This window comes from Allobosea sp. 67-29 (genome assembly GCF_001898115.1).
Classification (GTDB): Bacteria; Pseudomonadota; Alphaproteobacteria; order Rhizobiales; family Beijerinckiaceae; genus Allobosea.
On record NZ_MKSQ01000026.1, the window covers coordinates 517,465 to 531,574 of the forward strand.

The 14,110-nt window shown below is 66.6% G+C and carries 11 protein-coding genes; 9 read left to right on the forward strand and 2 right to left on the reverse strand.

Features of this window, described 5'->3' with window-relative positions:
• Positions 1-64: 64 nt before the first annotated feature.
• A complete protein-coding gene (locus BGO20_RS21490) occupies positions 65-889 on the reverse strand; it encodes an IclR family transcriptional regulator (RefSeq protein ID WP_362890705.1) in 825 nt (274 codons plus the stop codon).
• A 120-nt stretch (positions 890-1,009) separates the two neighbouring features.
• On the opposite strand from BGO20_RS21490, the gene BGO20_RS21495 reads away from it, so the two are divergent.
• The 6 genes from BGO20_RS21495 (at position 1,010) to BGO20_RS21520 (ending at position 8,407) form a co-directional block, all read left to right on the forward strand.
• Positions 1,010-1,783, forward strand: coding sequence for an enoyl-CoA hydratase/isomerase family protein (locus tag BGO20_RS21495; RefSeq protein WP_291659503.1), 774 nt, complete (start codon positions 1,010-1,012; stop codon positions 1,781-1,783).
• 66 nt (positions 1,784-1,849) lie between these two features.
• A complete protein-coding gene (locus tag BGO20_RS21500; protein ID WP_291659504.1) occupies positions 1,850-2,917 on the forward strand; it encodes an ABC transporter substrate-binding protein in 1,068 nt (355 codons plus the stop codon).
• A gap of 23 nt (positions 2,918-2,940) precedes the next feature.
• Positions 2,941-3,999 (forward strand): ABC transporter ATP-binding protein, encoded by a 1,059-nt coding sequence (locus BGO20_RS21505; protein ID WP_291659505.1) that lies wholly within the window; start codon positions 2,941-2,943, stop codon positions 3,997-3,999.
• A complete protein-coding gene (locus tag BGO20_RS21510) occupies positions 3,996-5,759 on the forward strand; it encodes an ABC transporter permease subunit (RefSeq protein ID WP_291659506.1) in 1,764 nt (587 codons plus the stop codon). The genes BGO20_RS21505 and BGO20_RS21510 overlap by 4 nt, the downstream gene beginning before the upstream one ends.
• Positions 5,760-5,796: 37 nt before the next feature.
• Positions 5,797-7,305: an AMP-binding protein gene (locus BGO20_RS21515; RefSeq protein WP_362890710.1), complete on the forward strand. Its 1,509-nt coding sequence runs from the start codon at positions 5,797-5,799 to the stop codon at positions 7,303-7,305.
• A 1-nt stretch (position 7,306) separates the two neighbouring features.
• On the forward strand, positions 7,307-8,407 hold the full coding sequence (locus tag BGO20_RS21520; protein WP_291659508.1) for a glycosyltransferase family protein: 1,101 nt from the start codon (positions 7,307-7,309) through the stop codon (positions 8,405-8,407).
• Positions 8,408-8,418: 11 nt separating this feature from the next.
• On the opposite strand, the gene BGO20_RS21525 is transcribed toward BGO20_RS21520, so the two are convergent.
• Entirely contained in the window at positions 8,419-9,780 is a 1,362-nt protein-coding gene (locus tag BGO20_RS21525) for a GGDEF domain-containing protein (protein WP_291659509.1), read from the reverse strand.
• Positions 9,781-10,219: 439 nt separating this feature from the next.
• On the opposite strand from BGO20_RS21525, the gene BGO20_RS21530 reads away from it, so the two are divergent.
• The 3 genes from BGO20_RS21530 (at position 10,220) to BGO20_RS21540 (ending at position 14,086) form a co-directional block, all read left to right on the forward strand.
• Complete coding sequence (locus tag BGO20_RS21530; RefSeq protein WP_291659510.1) at positions 10,220-12,067, forward strand: methyl-accepting chemotaxis protein; 1,848 nt, start codon at positions 10,220-10,222, stop codon at positions 12,065-12,067.
• Positions 12,068-12,180: 113 nt separating this feature from the next.
• Positions 12,181-12,489 (forward strand): hypothetical protein, encoded by a 309-nt coding sequence (locus BGO20_RS21535; RefSeq protein WP_291659511.1) that lies wholly within the window; start codon positions 12,181-12,183, stop codon positions 12,487-12,489.
• Positions 12,490-12,523: 34 nt separating this feature from the next.
• Positions 12,524-14,086, forward strand: coding sequence for a methyl-accepting chemotaxis protein (locus tag BGO20_RS21540; protein WP_291659512.1), 1,563 nt, complete (start codon positions 12,524-12,526; stop codon positions 14,084-14,086).
• The last annotated feature ends 24 nt before the right edge of the window (positions 14,087-14,110 follow it).

A 14,110-nucleotide genomic window follows, 5' to 3' on the forward strand; every position in this document is an offset into this window, starting at 1 on the left:
ATAACTATTCGCGAATATTGATAACTCTCCAAAAGCCTTGTCAAGCGGCCGCGGCGCGGACGGTTCAGACGCGCGAGATCGCGTGTGCGGTGGCGATGACCAGCGAGGAGAAGCGGGAGATGACCTCGGCATGGCTGAAGCGCGACGTCGAGGTCGCGATGTTGACCGCAGCCTCCGGGCGGCCGTGATGGTCGACGATCGGCGCCGCGATCGAGGCGTCGCCGATATAGACCTCCTCGAAGGCCGTCGCATAGCCCTGGGCCGCCGACTGCCGCAGCTTCTCGCGCAAGGCGTCGCGCTGCCAGGTCGTCGACGGCGTATGGGCCTTGAGATCGGAAGCGTCGATGATGGCCAGCGCCTCCTCCTCGGGCAGGCGCGAGAGCATCGCGATGCCCGGCGCGGTGGCATAGGCCGGCATCCGCGTACCGATGATGACGTCGGTGTTCAGCACGTGCCGGCTGAGGAAGCGCGAAACGAAGATGATCTCGGTACCGTCGCGCACCGTCAGGTTGACCGTTTCCTCCGTCTCCTTGCTGAGGTGCATCAGATAAGGCATCGCCCGGTCCAGCAGGCGGCTGCTGCGCACGAAATGGTAGCCGAGGTCGAGCGTCTTGGCCGTCAGCTCGAAGCGCTTGGTCTGGGTATCCTTGTGCAGGTAGCCGAGCCTGGTGAGGGTGTGCGTGAAGCGCTGCGCCGCGCTGACGTCCATGCCGGTCTCGGACGCGACCTGCGACAGGTTGAGCGTCTGGTGCTGCCGGCCGAAGGCCGACAGCACGCGGAACGCCTTCTCGACCGAGTTCACCATCAGCGCGTCGTCCTTGCGGGACGATCGTTCGGCGAGCGGCGGCGCGAGCTTTCCACGGCGCTGTGGCGTGTCGGACATCGTCATCGGACCAACTCTCCTCGCGCGATCAATGGCCGTCAGCGGTGGCCTTGACAAGTTGGCGCGTTCGCGCAGTATATTCAATAGATTTTATCGCATTGTGATAGAAGGCCATCGGAGGGCGGTATGAAGGACTCGGTTCTGGTCGAAGTGCGCGGCACGGTCGGCATCGTGACGCTCAATCGCCCTCAGGTGCTCAACGCCTGGAACGCGCCGATGCGGGCGCGGCTCGTCGAATGCTTCGACGAGATGGAAGCGAACGAGGAAGTCCGCGCGATCATCCTCACCGGTGCCGGCGACCGCGCCTTCGGCGCCGGCCAGGATCTCAACGAGACCAAGACCTTCGATGCCGACCGCGCCGAAGCCTGGATGGGGGAATGGGAGCGCCTCTACGACCGCATCCGGTCGCTCTCCAAGCCGCTGATCGCGGCTCTCAACGGCGTCGCGGCCGGCTCCGCCTTCCAGGTCGCGCTGCTCTGCGACCTGCGCGTCGGCCATGACGGCGTCACCATGGGCCAGCCCGAGATCAATTCCGGCATCGCCTCGGTCACCGGGCCCTGGATCATGAAGGAGATGATCGGGCTCGCCCGCACCATCGACCTGACGCTGACCGGCCGGATGATGGACGCCGACGAATCCTTCCGCATCGGCCTGATCAGCCGGATCGTGCCGAAGGAGAAGGTCATGGAGGCCTCGCTCGCGCTGGCCGAAGAGCTCGGCGCCAAGGCCCCCAACGCCATGCGGCTCAACAAGGCGCGGTTCCGCGAGGTGACCGAGCAGAGCTTCCGCGAATGCCTGGCGGCCGGCATCCGCAACCAGCGCGAAGCCTACGCGACCGGCGAGCCGGCGCGGATGATGGAGGAATTCCTGGCCAAGCGCGCCGCGCGCAAGAGCGCCTGACCGCGTTCACGCCATTCTGACCACCCACGGGGAAATGCGGAAAACCGCTTGAAAGGGGAGAAGACGATGACGAGCACGATCACGAGGCCGACCCGGCGCAACCTGCTGCAACTGGCCGGCGGCGTCGCTGCCGGCGCGGTCGCCGCGCCATATCTCGGCGGCGCGGCCCGCGCCGCCACCCAGATCACCGTTGCCGATCCGGGCGGCCCCTTCGGCCCCGCCTTCCGCAAGGCCTTCTACGACCCCTTCGAGAAGGCGACCGGCAACAAGGTCGTCAACGTCGCCCGCGAAGCCGAGCCGACCGCGCAGTTCAAGGCGATGGTCGAGACCAAATCCTATACCTGGGACGTCTGTACGCTGACGCTCTCGGCCCGCGACATCCTGAAGGGCCAGGGCCTGCTCGATCCGATCGGCTTCTCGCATGCCGATGTCCCGAAGCTGATGCCGCAGGCGATCTCGCCGGAGTTCATGGGCACCGACGTCTATTCGACGATCTTCGCCTACCGCACCGACAAGGTGAAGAACGCGCCCGCGAGCTGGACCGACTTCTTCAACGTCGAGAAGTTCCCCGGCCGCCGCGCGCTGCGCAAGAACCCGATCGATACTATCGAGCAGGCGCTGCTCGCCGACGGCGTGCCGCTGGACAAGCTCTACCCGCTCGACGTCGACCGCGCCTTCAAGGTGCTCGACAAGATCAAGCCGCATGTCGCGGTCTGGTGGACCGGCGGCGCGCAGTCGACCCAGCTCCTGCAGAGCGGCGAGGTCGACATGCTGCCGGGCTGGAACGCCCGCCTGCAGGCGGCGATCGACGGTGGCACGCCGGCGAAGATCGTCTGGAACCAGGGCCTGTACTCGATCGAGGGCTGGGGTCTGCCCAAGGGCGGCCCGAAGGCGGACGTTGCGCGGCAGTTCATCCGCTTCTGCTCCGATCCGAAGCAGCAGGCGATCTACACCGAGGCCCTGGCCTATGGCCCGACCAACCTCGACGCCTACCAGACGATCCCGGCGGCGCGCGCCAAGCTGCTGCCGACCTCGCCGGAAAACCTGAAGCAGATGGCGATCGCCAACGAGGATTGGTGGAGCGCCAACCGCGCCAAGGTGACCGAGCGCTTCAACGCCTGGCTGCTGACCTGACGCCGATGGCGACGAGCGCCGGCATGAACGCCACCGAACCCAGGGCTGCCAAGCTCGTCATCGAAGGGCTGTGCAAGCGCTATGGCGCCACCACGGCCCTCGAGCCGAGCTCGCTCAGCGTCGCCGAGGGCGAGTTCCTGACCTTGCTGGGGCCTTCGGGCTCCGGCAAGACCACGCTGCTCCAGCTCATCTGCGGTCTGGTCGAGGCCAGTGAAGGCAAGGTGGTGATCGACGGGCGCGACCAGTCGGCGATGCCGGTCCACCAGCGCGATATCGGCCTCGTCTTCCAGCACTACGCCTTGTTCCCGCACCTCACGGTGGCGGAGAACATCGCCTTCCCACTCAAGATGCGCGGCCGGCCTTCGGCCGAGGTCGCCGGCCGGGTTTCGGCCGCGCTCGACATGGTCCATCTCGGCCATCTTGCCGGGCGCTTCCCGCGCGAACTGTCCGGCGGCCAGCAGCAGCGCGTCGCGCTGGCGCGCTGCTTCGTCTACCAGCCCTCGATCATCCTGATGGACGAGCCGCTCGGCGCCCTCGACAAGAAGCTGCGCGAGCACATGCAGATCGAGATCAAGCGGCTGCACCGCGAGAGCGGCGCCACGATCGTCTACGTCACCCACGACCAGGAGGAGGCGCTCGCGATGTCCGACCGCATCTGCCTGATGAACCACGCGAAGATCGAGCAGCTCGGCACGCCGCGCGAGATCTACGAACGTCCGCGCACGGCCTTCGCCGCCGATTTCATCGGCATCTCCAACATCTTCCGCGGCCGCTGGGAGGGCAATGGCTCGCTCGAGACCGCCCATGGCCGCTTTGTCCTGCCGCGCGGGGCACAGTGCGAGACGTCCGATCCCGCGCTGGTGATCCGGCCCGAGAACCTGCGCCTCGGCGCGCAGGACGGCAACGCCGTCAACGGGCGCGTCAGCGAGATCGTCTATGCCGGCTCCGAGACGCGCGTCATCGCCGCGCTCGCCGATGGCGGCCAGCTCGTGCTGCGCCTCGGCCCCGACGACGCCGTGCCTGCCATTGACGAGGCCATTGTCGCCGGCTGGCCGCGCGACAAGGCGGTGCTGGTCGCATGAGCGCCGTCAGCATCGGCCGCGCGCCGGCCCTCGCCGGCAGGCTGCGCCCCAACGCGCTGTGGCTGGCGGTGCCCGGCCTTGTCTTCCTTGCGGTGTTCTTCGTCTGGCCGGTGGCCCAGCTGCTGGGCCTGAGCGCCGTCGATCCGGAAAGCGGGGCCTATTCGGCCGGCGCCTATCAACGCATCGCCGCGACCGACGTCTATCTGCGCGTGCTGGGCATCACCTTCCGCATCGCCGGCTGGACCGCGCTGTGGTCGCTGCTGATCGGCTATCCGCTGGCCTACTGGCTGGCGCGCCTGCCCGACCTGTTCCGCGGCCGCATGCTGCTCTTCGTGATGGTGCCGTTCTGGACGAGCTACCTCGTCAAGACCTTCGCCTGGATGCTCATCCTGGGCCGCACCGGCGTTGTCAATTCGCTGCTGACCGGCGCCCATGTCGTCGGCGAGCCGCTCTCGCTGATCAACAACCAGTTCGGCGTCATGGTCGGCATGGTGCATGCCATGGTGCCGCTGGCGGTGATGACCATGCTGCCGGTGATGACCGGCATCGACCGGCGTCTGGTCCAGGCGGCGCAGACGCTGGGCGCGGCCCCGGCGCGCGCCTTCTGGCTGATCTATTTCAAGCTCTCGTTGCCTGGCGTCGCCGCGGCGGGACTGCTCGTCTTCATCTCCTCGCTTGGCTTCTTCATCGTTCCGGCCTTCCTCGGCGGGCGGCAGGAGACCATGCTGGCCCAGCTCATCATCACCCAGGTGCAGGAGCTGCTGAACTGGTCCTTCGCCGGCGCGCTTTCGGCGATGATGCTGGCGGCCGCGCTCGTCTCCTGCGTCGTCTACGATCGCATCTTCGGACTGTCGACCATCGCCGGCGGCTCGGCGCAGATCGGCACCGGGCGCATCCGCGACCTCGGCCTGGCGCTGCTGTCCGCGGTCGCGACCATTCTGGGGCGCCTCTCCGATGCCGCGCAGGCCGTGCTCGGCAAGCGCGCCTGCGCATGGCTGCTGCCCGGCTTCTGCTGGCTGGTCATCGCCTTCCTGGTGCTGCCGACGCTGCTCGTCATTCCGCTCGCCTTCACCTCCTCGCAGTTCCTGGAGTTCCCGCCGCCGGGTTACGGGCTGAGCTGGTTCCACGCCTATTTCGGTTCCCCGCTCTGGATCCAGGCGACGATCCGCTCCTTCGGCGTCGCCTTCGTCACGGCGTTCGCGGCGACGGCGATCGGCGGCTTCGCGGCGCTGGCTCTGGCGAACAGCCGCACCCGCTGGGCCGGGCTGATCTTCGCCTTCTTCCTCGCACCGATGATCGTGCCGCGCATCGTCATCGCGGTCGGGCTGTTCTACCTGTTCGCGCGGCTCGGGCTGATCGCCACCGATCTCGGCCTCGTCATCGGCCACACCGTGCTGGCGATCCCCTTCACCCTCGTCACCATCGCCGCCGTGCTGAAGACCTACGACCAGCGCCTCGACCAGGCGGCGGCGACGCTCGGGGCCAACCGCGTGCGGACGCTGACCGGCGTCACCATCCCGCTGGTCAAGGGCGGCCTCGTCGCCGCTTTCCTCTTCGCCTTCATCACCTCCTTCGACGAGCTGACCATCGCGATCTTCGTCTCCGGCGGCATCAAAACGACGCTGCCGAAGCAGATGTGGGACGACATGATTCTGCAGCTCAACCCGACGCTCGCGGCGGTCTCGGTCGTCGTCTTCATCGTGGTGACAGCGATGCTGCTCGTCGCGGAACGCTTCCGCTCCTCTTCCCGACCCGACTGAACCGACGACGATGACCTCCTTGGACGACGCTGGCTTCGTGAGCCTTCTGACGACACGCGCCGCGGCAGAGCCGGAGCGCGTCTATGCGCGCTTCTGCGGCGAGCCTGTGACCTATGCCCAGATCGAGCGGCGCTCGGCCGCCTTCGCCGCCCATCTGAGGGCACGCGGCATTGTGGCCGGCGATCGGGTCGCCGTGATGATGCGCAACTCGATCGCGACCATCGCGGTGGTGTTCGGGCTCGCGCGCGCCGGCGTCGCCTGGGTGCCGGTCAACGCGCAGCAGCGCGGCGAGGGCTTGCGTTACCTGCTGACGCATTCGCAGCCGCGCCTTGTCGTCGCCGATGCGGAGCTTGCGCCGCAGATCGCGGAGGCGATGGCGTCGGAGGCCGAATTGCCGCTCCTCGCCCATGCGCCGGGCGGAGAGCTCGACGCCGCCCTGTCTCGGCAGGAACGCTTCACCGAGCCGGCGCCGGCGCCGGAGGCCGTCTTCGCGATCATGTACACCTCCGGCACGACCGGGCGGCCGAAGGGCGTGATCGTCTCGCATCGCATGCTGCGGCTGGCGGCCGAGAGCGTCGCGCTGCTCTCGGATGCGAAACCGGACGATGTCTTCTTCGTCTGGGAGCCGCTCTATCACATCGGCGGCGCGCAGCTGCTGCCCCTGCCGATGATCCGCGGCGTCACGCTCGCCATGGTCGAACGGTTCAGCGCCAGCCGGTTCTGGGATCAGGTCAGGGCCGAAGGCGCCAGCCATATCCACTATCTCGGCGGCATCCTGCAGATCCTGCTGAAGCAGCCGCCCTCGCCGCGGGACCGCGACCATGGCGTGCGCATCGCCTGGGGCGGCGGCTGCCCCGCCGACATCTGGCCGCAGTTCCGCAAGCGCTTCGGTGTCGACATCCGCGAATGCTACGGCATGACCGAGGCCTCGAGCCTCACGACCTGCAACCTGAGCGGCGTGGTCGGTTCGGTCGGAACGCCGATGCCCTGGTTCACGGTGCGGCTGGACGATGCCGAAGGACGGCCCGTGCCTGCCGGCGCCCGCGGCGAGATCGTGATCGAGACCAGCGTTCCAGGCGCGATCTTTCCGGGCTATCTCGACAATTCCGAGGCGACCGCGAAGGCGCTGAGGCCCGACGGTTTCCACACCGGCGACCTCGGCTCCTTCGACCCGCAAGGCAACCTCTATTTCCACGGCCGGATGACCGACAGCGTGCGCTGCCGCGGCGAGAACGTCTCGGCCTGGGAGGTCGAGCACGTCGCCGCCGAGCACGAGGCAGTCGAAGACTGCGCGATGATCGGGGTCGCGGCAGATGTCGGCGAGCAGGACATCAAGCTCTTCGTCAAGCCACGTGCCGGCGCGAGCATCGATCCGCAGGCGCTGTCCGGCTGGCTCGGCCAGCGCCTGGCCCCCTACCAGAACCCGCGCTACATCGCCGTCGTCGACGAGTTCGAACGCACCGCCAGCCAGCGCATCATGAAGCACCGGCTCTCGCCTCGGCTCGACGATTGCTGGGACCGCGCCGCAATGGCGCTGGAGCGCTGAGATGGCCGGCTGCGACATCCTGATTTCCGGCACCGGCGGCTTCGCGGCGCGCATCGCCTTCGATATCGCGGCAACCGCCGAGGAGGCGGTCGAGGTCGTCATCGCCGGGCGCAATCGCGAGCGGCTGAGCTGGCTGCGCACTGCCGCCAACGCCCGGGCGGGATTGTTCGGCAGGAAGGCCCGCTTCACCACCCATATCGTCGACCTGCTCGCCGCCGACGCTTCCGACCTCATGCTCGCGGCGACCGGCCCACGCATCGTGGTGCAGGCAGCCTCGATCCAGACCTCGCAGGTCATCGCCCAGACCGGCAACGCCTGGACGCAGCTCGTCGCCGAGGGCGGCCTGAGCGCCACGGCTGTCTTCCAGGCCCTGCTGAGCTCGCGGGTCGCCGCGGCCATCACCCGTGCCGGCAAGCCGGTCACTCTGGTCAATTGCGGCTTTCCCGACGTGGTCAACGGCATCATCAAGGCGATGGGCCATGATGTCGCCTGCGGCATGGGCAATGTCGCGATCCTGTCGAACGTCTTCGCCGGCTCGGCGGCGACGCCTGCCGGAGCCGAAGTCAAGGTTCTCGCGCATTACCAGAACCTCGCCGCCTGGCGGCGACGGCCACAGGAGCGGGGCGGCCGGCCGCCGCGCGTCTGGTTCGCCGGCAGGGAGGTCGCCGATGTCTATGCAACCTTCGCGGATATTCAGCTGACGCCCGAGCCGGTGATCGAGATCTCCGGCGCCAGCGGCGTTCCCATGCTGCTGGCCATGGCGGCGGGGCGCTCCTGGCACGGCCATGTGCCCGGACCCAACGGCCTGCCCGGCGGCTACCCGGTCCGCCTCGCCGGCGGCGAGCTGGAGCTGGCGCTCCCGGACGGCGTCAGCGCCGCCGAGGCGATAACCTGGAACGCCTCGTTCGAGGAAGCCAACGGCCTGGTCGTCTCCCCCGAAGGCGGCGTGCGTTTCACGGGCATCCTGCGCGACAGGCTGACGGAACACGTCCCGGCGCTGCGCGACGGCTTCCCCGTGCGGGATCTGGAGGCCGTTTGCGAGGAACTGCTTCGTCTGCGCGCCGCGCTGATGGAAACCCCGCCCGCGGCCAATGACGCGTAGAATAGACGGCGTCAGGGCCTCCCCGGCGTCCTGGCTTGTCTGATCTTCCGGATGATCATTTCGGCCCGCTCGATCAGGTTGCGAGGGTCGGGATGGCCGTCATATTCCACGACGGCAGCGTCCAGCGACAGATCCCTGAGGACATGTCCGCCGATATCGAGCCGGCTCGCGGCAAAGACCGCGGAGATCTGATCGACGAAATCCTGGGCCTCTGCCTGGGTCGTCTCGACGCGGATCACGAAAAACCGGTCCCGTCCGAACTGGAAGACCGAATCGCTCGAGCGAGAGGCATTGAAGATCATCGTGGCGGCGTGCTGGGCAAGGACATCGGCTGCTTCCTCGCCGAGGCGGGCGCGCAGTTCGGCCGCACCCGCGATCTCCGCCAGGATCGCGCAGAATGGGTGCGGAACCTTCTCCTGCAGGCCGATCTCACGGGAGAGCGCCGCCCGCAGATAGCGTCGATGCAAGAGCTGGGTCACCGGATCGCGCGCGCCTTCGACGCCCGTGGCATGGTCGAACAGCAATGCCACGAGGCGTGCGAGCAGGTCGATCGACGTCTTGAGGCCCTGGAGCGCTTCCCGGCGATCTTCCTGCGCCGCCAGCGCCAGAATGATCTCGTCGATCTTGCCGACGGCCTCCAATGCGACGGGATACTCCCTGAACTGCGAGAAGATGACATCGCCCTGATGCAGAAGCCATAGGCCGAATTCGGAACGACCCAGGCTGCGGCCACCCGGCGGCGCATCGTCAAATTGCGCATGAAAGAATGCGTTCTGGCCCCACTCCGCCAAGGCCGCTCTCTGGCGCTCCCGCTCGGCCTGAAGATCCTTGCCGATGGAGTAGAGCCGCAAGGCCTCATCCGCTCGCGTGTTGCGCTCGAGATTGCTCATATGCGCGGCGGTCATCGCGCTGAGCGCGATATCGAGCGATCCCGAGACATAGGCATGTGCCTGCGCGATCTGGGAAGACGGCAGCGGGGCCTGCTTGAGCAGTTCGTAAAGGCGCTGCCTCAGAACGCGCGTTCCATACATGATCAGGCCGATCGGCACGCGGATCCTGGCATGGGCCGATCCGACGAGAAGCTGCAGCCGGACGATCTCGTCGAGATCGCCCCTCTCCTTCGGGAACAGCGTTTCGAGCCAATTCTGCAAGGCAGCCTGCAACCGTTCGGCAACGACCGCATTGTCGAGATAGAAATGGGCCCGCGGCCTCGACTGCACCGCTTCGTAGAAGTCCCGGCTGAGCCCGAGCGCGTGAGCGTGAGTGACGCGCCCGACCACGCGCCGGACCTGGGCGGATGTGACGGAATGGAGCCGCGACAGCTCCTCCCGCAGGTCGGCAAATTCCAGATCGAAGTGGGCGCGACTATCCAACGCCATGTCTCACGTTATGAATTCAGAACACAAGCGTATATCTTGATTAAACTATGATTAAATTAAGTTTAATGAACAAATAATTTCGCAGTGCATACTGTTTAATGAATTATTAATTTGCATTAATCGGTTAACTCGCACCCCAAGTTCGCGCGCTATTTCATTTCGATTTCAGCAGAAAGCCAATACATTCTGTACCGGACGGTCATCGAAAGGGTTAAAATCCCTCGCGGATAAAGGAATCTTAATTTTCAGTTTAACTCCATTCTACGTCGGGCATGCAGCGCCTTAAACCTGCGCGGATGCAGATTTGCATTGGCTGACGCTGAGACGACTGCGGTCGAACCGGCTCGTGCATGAACAGGTTCTCGCCCTCGGCGGGCATCGCGACAGGCAGATTCACATGACGCGCCGGCCGGCGCGCTTCCGGGGGATGTCCATGCCACTGAAATTGATGAACCCGCTGACCTCTGCATCGCGGACGGCCGAGAGCCAGGCGCTGCGGCGGACCCAGGCTGTCATCGAATTCGAACCGGATGGCACGATACGCGATGCCAATCCCCTGTTCCTGACGACGCTGGGATATGAGCTCGACGAGATCCGCGGCCAGTCCCATGCCCTGTTCGTCGAACCGGCAGAGCGCGCCAGCGAGGCCTATCGCAGCTTCTGGACCGAGCTGGCGGCGGGCAAGGCGCATCAGGCGCAGTTCCTGCGAATTGCCAAGGGCGGCCGCAGAATCTGGCTTCAGGCGACCTATACTCCGGTTCTCGACCGGTCGGGACGCGTCGAGAAGGTCGTCAAATTCGCGTCCGACATCACGGAACTCAAAGGCACCTTCGCCGACCTCGAAGGGCAGATCGCCGCGATCAACAAGGCGCAAGCGGTTATCCAGTTCGACCTCTCCGGCACCATTCTCGACGCCAATCCGAATTTCCTGGCGGTCATGGGCTACGCCCGCGACGAGATCATCGGCCGCCATCACAGCCTGTTCGCGAGCGAGGAGCTTCGCACCAGCGCCGCCTATCGCGAATTCTGGGACAAGCTGAAGCGCGGGGAATACGACGAAGGCCGCTATATGCGCCTTGCCAAGGGCGGCCGCGCCATCTGGATCCAGGCCAGCTACAATCCCATTCTCGACGCGGCCGGCCGCCCCTGGAAGGTCGTGAAATATGCAACCGACATCACGGCCTCGGTGATGGCGGAAGAGCGCATGCGCCAGGCTGTTTCCGAGGCGGGGCGCGTGGTCCAGGCGGCCATCCGGCACGACCTGACGCCACGCATCGCACTCGACGGCTTCTCGGGCGATCTGCTGTCGCTTTGCCGAAGCGTCAACGAGCTCGTCGAGAATTTTGCCGGAGTCGTTCACTCGGTCGCAGGCATTTCGCAGAATGTCGAAACCGCTTCGCGCGAGATCTCGTCAGGGGCGGAAGATCTGTCGCGACGCACGGAAGATCAGGCTTCCTCGCTCGAGGAGACCGCGGCCACCACCGAGGAACTCGCCGCTTCCGTGAAGGCGACGGCTCAGGCTTCGCGGGAGGCGGCGACGATCGCGGACGAGGCGATGAAGGCGGCCGATGCGGGCGGCGCGATCGCCGGGCAGGCGGTGGAGGCCATGGCGCGCATCGAGATCGCCTCGACGAAGATCGCCGACATCATCCGCGTGATCGACGACATCGCGTTCCAGACCAATCTGCTGGCGCTCAATGCCGCGGTCGAGGCGGCCCGCGCCGGCGACGCAGGCAAGGGCTTTGCCGTCGTCGCCAGCGAGGTGCGCACATTGGCACAGCGCTCCAGCGCAGCGGCCAAGGACATCGCGGTGCTGATCTCCTCCTCGAACAACGAGGTCGCAGACGGCGTCAAGCTGGTGCGCAAGGCGGGAGAGTCGCTCGTCGTCATTCTCGAAGCCTCCCGCAAGGTCGCGGCCACCATCGCCGACATCTCATCCGCTTCGGGCGAGCAGGCCAGCGGGCTCGACGAGATGAGCCAGGCCGTCGCCCACCTCGATGAAATGACGCAGGCCAACGCCGCGCTGGCCGAGCAAAGCGCGGCGTCGTCGACCGCGCTGACCGGCCGCACCGCCGAGCTGCATGAGATCATTGCGCGCTTTCGGATCGACGAAGCCGCGACGCGCCCTCTTACGGCATCTACCGAGCCCGAACGGCTGCGGCAGCTCGCCCGGGAGGCCTTCCAGGCCGACCGCCGGCCTGGAAGGCCGGCAGCCGGGGTTGCCCCGCCACAGAAGCGCGCTGCGGCTGGCCGTGGCAGCCGGGGCTGGGAAGAATTCTAGGCGCCGCATCTCATCCCTGGCCGGCCGCTCATCGGGCTCATCGCGACCATCGCTCGAGTCCAACGCGCCCCGTTGCCGCACAACATGTCCACATGTCTCTTCCGGAGAAGAAGATGATGAACGACGAACTGCGAGACTACCTGACCGGCATCGCCAGCGCCCAGATCAGCCTGTTCGGCCTCCTGGTCGACCATCTGGAACGAGCCGGCGCGCTCGACAAGGCCAAACTTTCGGAAGAGCTGCAGAGCATCATGAAGATCTCGGAAAGCAGCGAAAAGCCGCTTCAGCGCTATCAGGCGATGGTGTTCGATCAGGTCATCAGCTGGATGGCGACAGGCAAGCCGCAATGGACCCCGGTCGTCATCCAGGGGGATGGCCGCCCCACACCGGGGAAGGACCAGCAGGGCGCGCAGCCCGGCTGAACCGCTGCCCCCTGTGCAAGCAGCCGAGTTCGCCATGCCGACCGGTCTTCGGTTTCACGAGCGCCTGATCCTGCGTTGGAGCGACGCGCTCGACCTTCGCTTCGGCCTACGCATCGACGCAGGCGAGCGCGCCGCCATGCGCGCGGCCCAGGCCGTGCGCTTCGGCGCGTCGCTGCCCACCATCCTGCGCGCCAACATCATCTTCGTGCTCGCGATCTCGGCGGTGCTGCTTTGCAGCGGGTGGCGCGCGCTTCCGCTGATCTGGGCACCGATCACGGCCGCGCTGTCCGTGCTCGGCATTCACCAGATGGGCCTGCTGCGCAAGCGGGACTGCAGCGATCCGCCGTCGCCGCGTTTCACCGTCCGCATCATCCGGGATTCCTTCCTGATGGGCCTTCCCTGGGCGGTGCTGGCGACGCTCGTCAACAGCAGCGCCGCCATGCGCTTCGACGGCGTCATCGGCATCACGATCACCTGCCTCTCCTGCGTCGGGATATTCACGATGGGGATCGTGCCGGCGGCGGCCTTCACCTTCCTGGCGACCTTGTGGATCGGGCGCGCCACGCATCTGTTCTATCTCGGGGAGGACTTGCTTCCGATCTACGCGACCGTCGACGTCATATTCCTCGGCCTCGCCTTGGTGCTGATCCGTTCGGTGGCCACGCTTTTCCTCGATGGCGTCCGCCGGGACTTCAGCATCGCCGAACTTCAACAGGCCCAGAGGCTGCGGGCCCAGAACGAGGAGGACAAGCGCCGTGCCCTCGAAGGCCGGGTGTCGCACTTCAACTCCTCCGTCTGGGCGGTGCTCTCGGCGCTTACCAACGCCATCGACCGGATGAAGCAGAGTTCCGATCAGCTTTCCGCCCTGTCGGGGCGCTCGCGATCTGCCGTCGCCGAAGTCCCCGACATGGTCAATGCGGCGAAGCTCAGCCTGCGCACGGTCGACGAAGCGTCGGACCGGATGGCGGAAGCTGTCGCGAGCATCAGGACGAACGCCGACAGCGCCTCCGCCTTCGTCCGGCTTGCGTCCGAGGGCATTCACCGCTCGGCGGCGGCCAAGGCTCGCCTGACGCTGCAGCTGGATGAAGTCGACAAGGAGAGCAATCTCATCCGCGACATTGTCCGGCAAACCAACCTGCTCGCGCTCAACGCGACGATCGAGGCGGCGCGCGCCGGGCCTCTCGGCGCCGGCTTCTCGGTGGTGGCCAAGGAGGTGAAGCTGTTGTCGGCCCGGATCAACGACGCCGCCGGGTTGATCGTCGGACGGATCGAAGACATCCGGACGGCGAGCGAGCAAGCGGCCGTCGCAAGCCAGGACCTGGAGACCAACGCGGGCAAAGTCATCGGTTCGGCCGAGCAGATCCTGGCGGCGTCGGACCAGCAGACGGAAGCGCTCTCGCGCATCGCCACGGCACTGAAGGATGTGATCAGTGCCTCGGAAGCCGCCGGCGAAGCCACCGCGATCGTGATCGCCGGATCGACCGGAGCCCTCGATCAAGCCGTCTCGGTCTCCGAAACCGCACGGCAGGTCCAGGAAACGGCGAAGGATCTCAACGAAACCGTCGACCAGTTCACCAAGGCCATCATGCAGTTCTGAGCGGGCGGCAACCCAGCCGCTGCG

Bases quoted from the DNA above. Each gene is read 5' to 3' on its own strand.
- BGO20_RS21490 (WP_362890705.1), bottom strand. From the start codon at position 889: ATGACGATGTCCGACACGCCACAGCGCCGTGGAAAGCTCGCGCCGCCG.
- BGO20_RS21495 (WP_291659503.1), top strand. From the start codon at position 1,010: ATGAAGGACTCGGTTCTGGTCGAAGTGCGCGGCACGGTCGGCATCGTG.
- BGO20_RS21500 (WP_291659504.1), top strand. From the start codon at position 1,850: ATGACGAGCACGATCACGAGGCCGACCCGGCGCAACCTGCTGCAACTG.
- BGO20_RS21505 (WP_291659505.1), top strand. From the start codon at position 2,941: ATGAACGCCACCGAACCCAGGGCTGCCAAGCTCGTCATCGAAGGGCTG.
- BGO20_RS21510 (WP_291659506.1), top strand. From the start codon at position 3,996: ATGAGCGCCGTCAGCATCGGCCGCGCGCCGGCCCTCGCCGGCAGGCTG.
- BGO20_RS21520 (WP_291659508.1), top strand. From the start codon at position 7,307: ATGGCCGGCTGCGACATCCTGATTTCCGGCACCGGCGGCTTCGCGGCG.
- BGO20_RS21530 (WP_291659510.1), top strand. From the start codon at position 10,220: ATGCCACTGAAATTGATGAACCCGCTGACCTCTGCATCGCGGACGGCC.
- BGO20_RS21535 (WP_291659511.1), top strand. From the start codon at position 12,181: ATGATGAACGACGAACTGCGAGACTACCTGACCGGCATCGCCAGCGCC.
- BGO20_RS21540 (WP_291659512.1), top strand. From the start codon at position 12,524: ATGCCGACCGGTCTTCGGTTTCACGAGCGCCTGATCCTGCGTTGGAGC.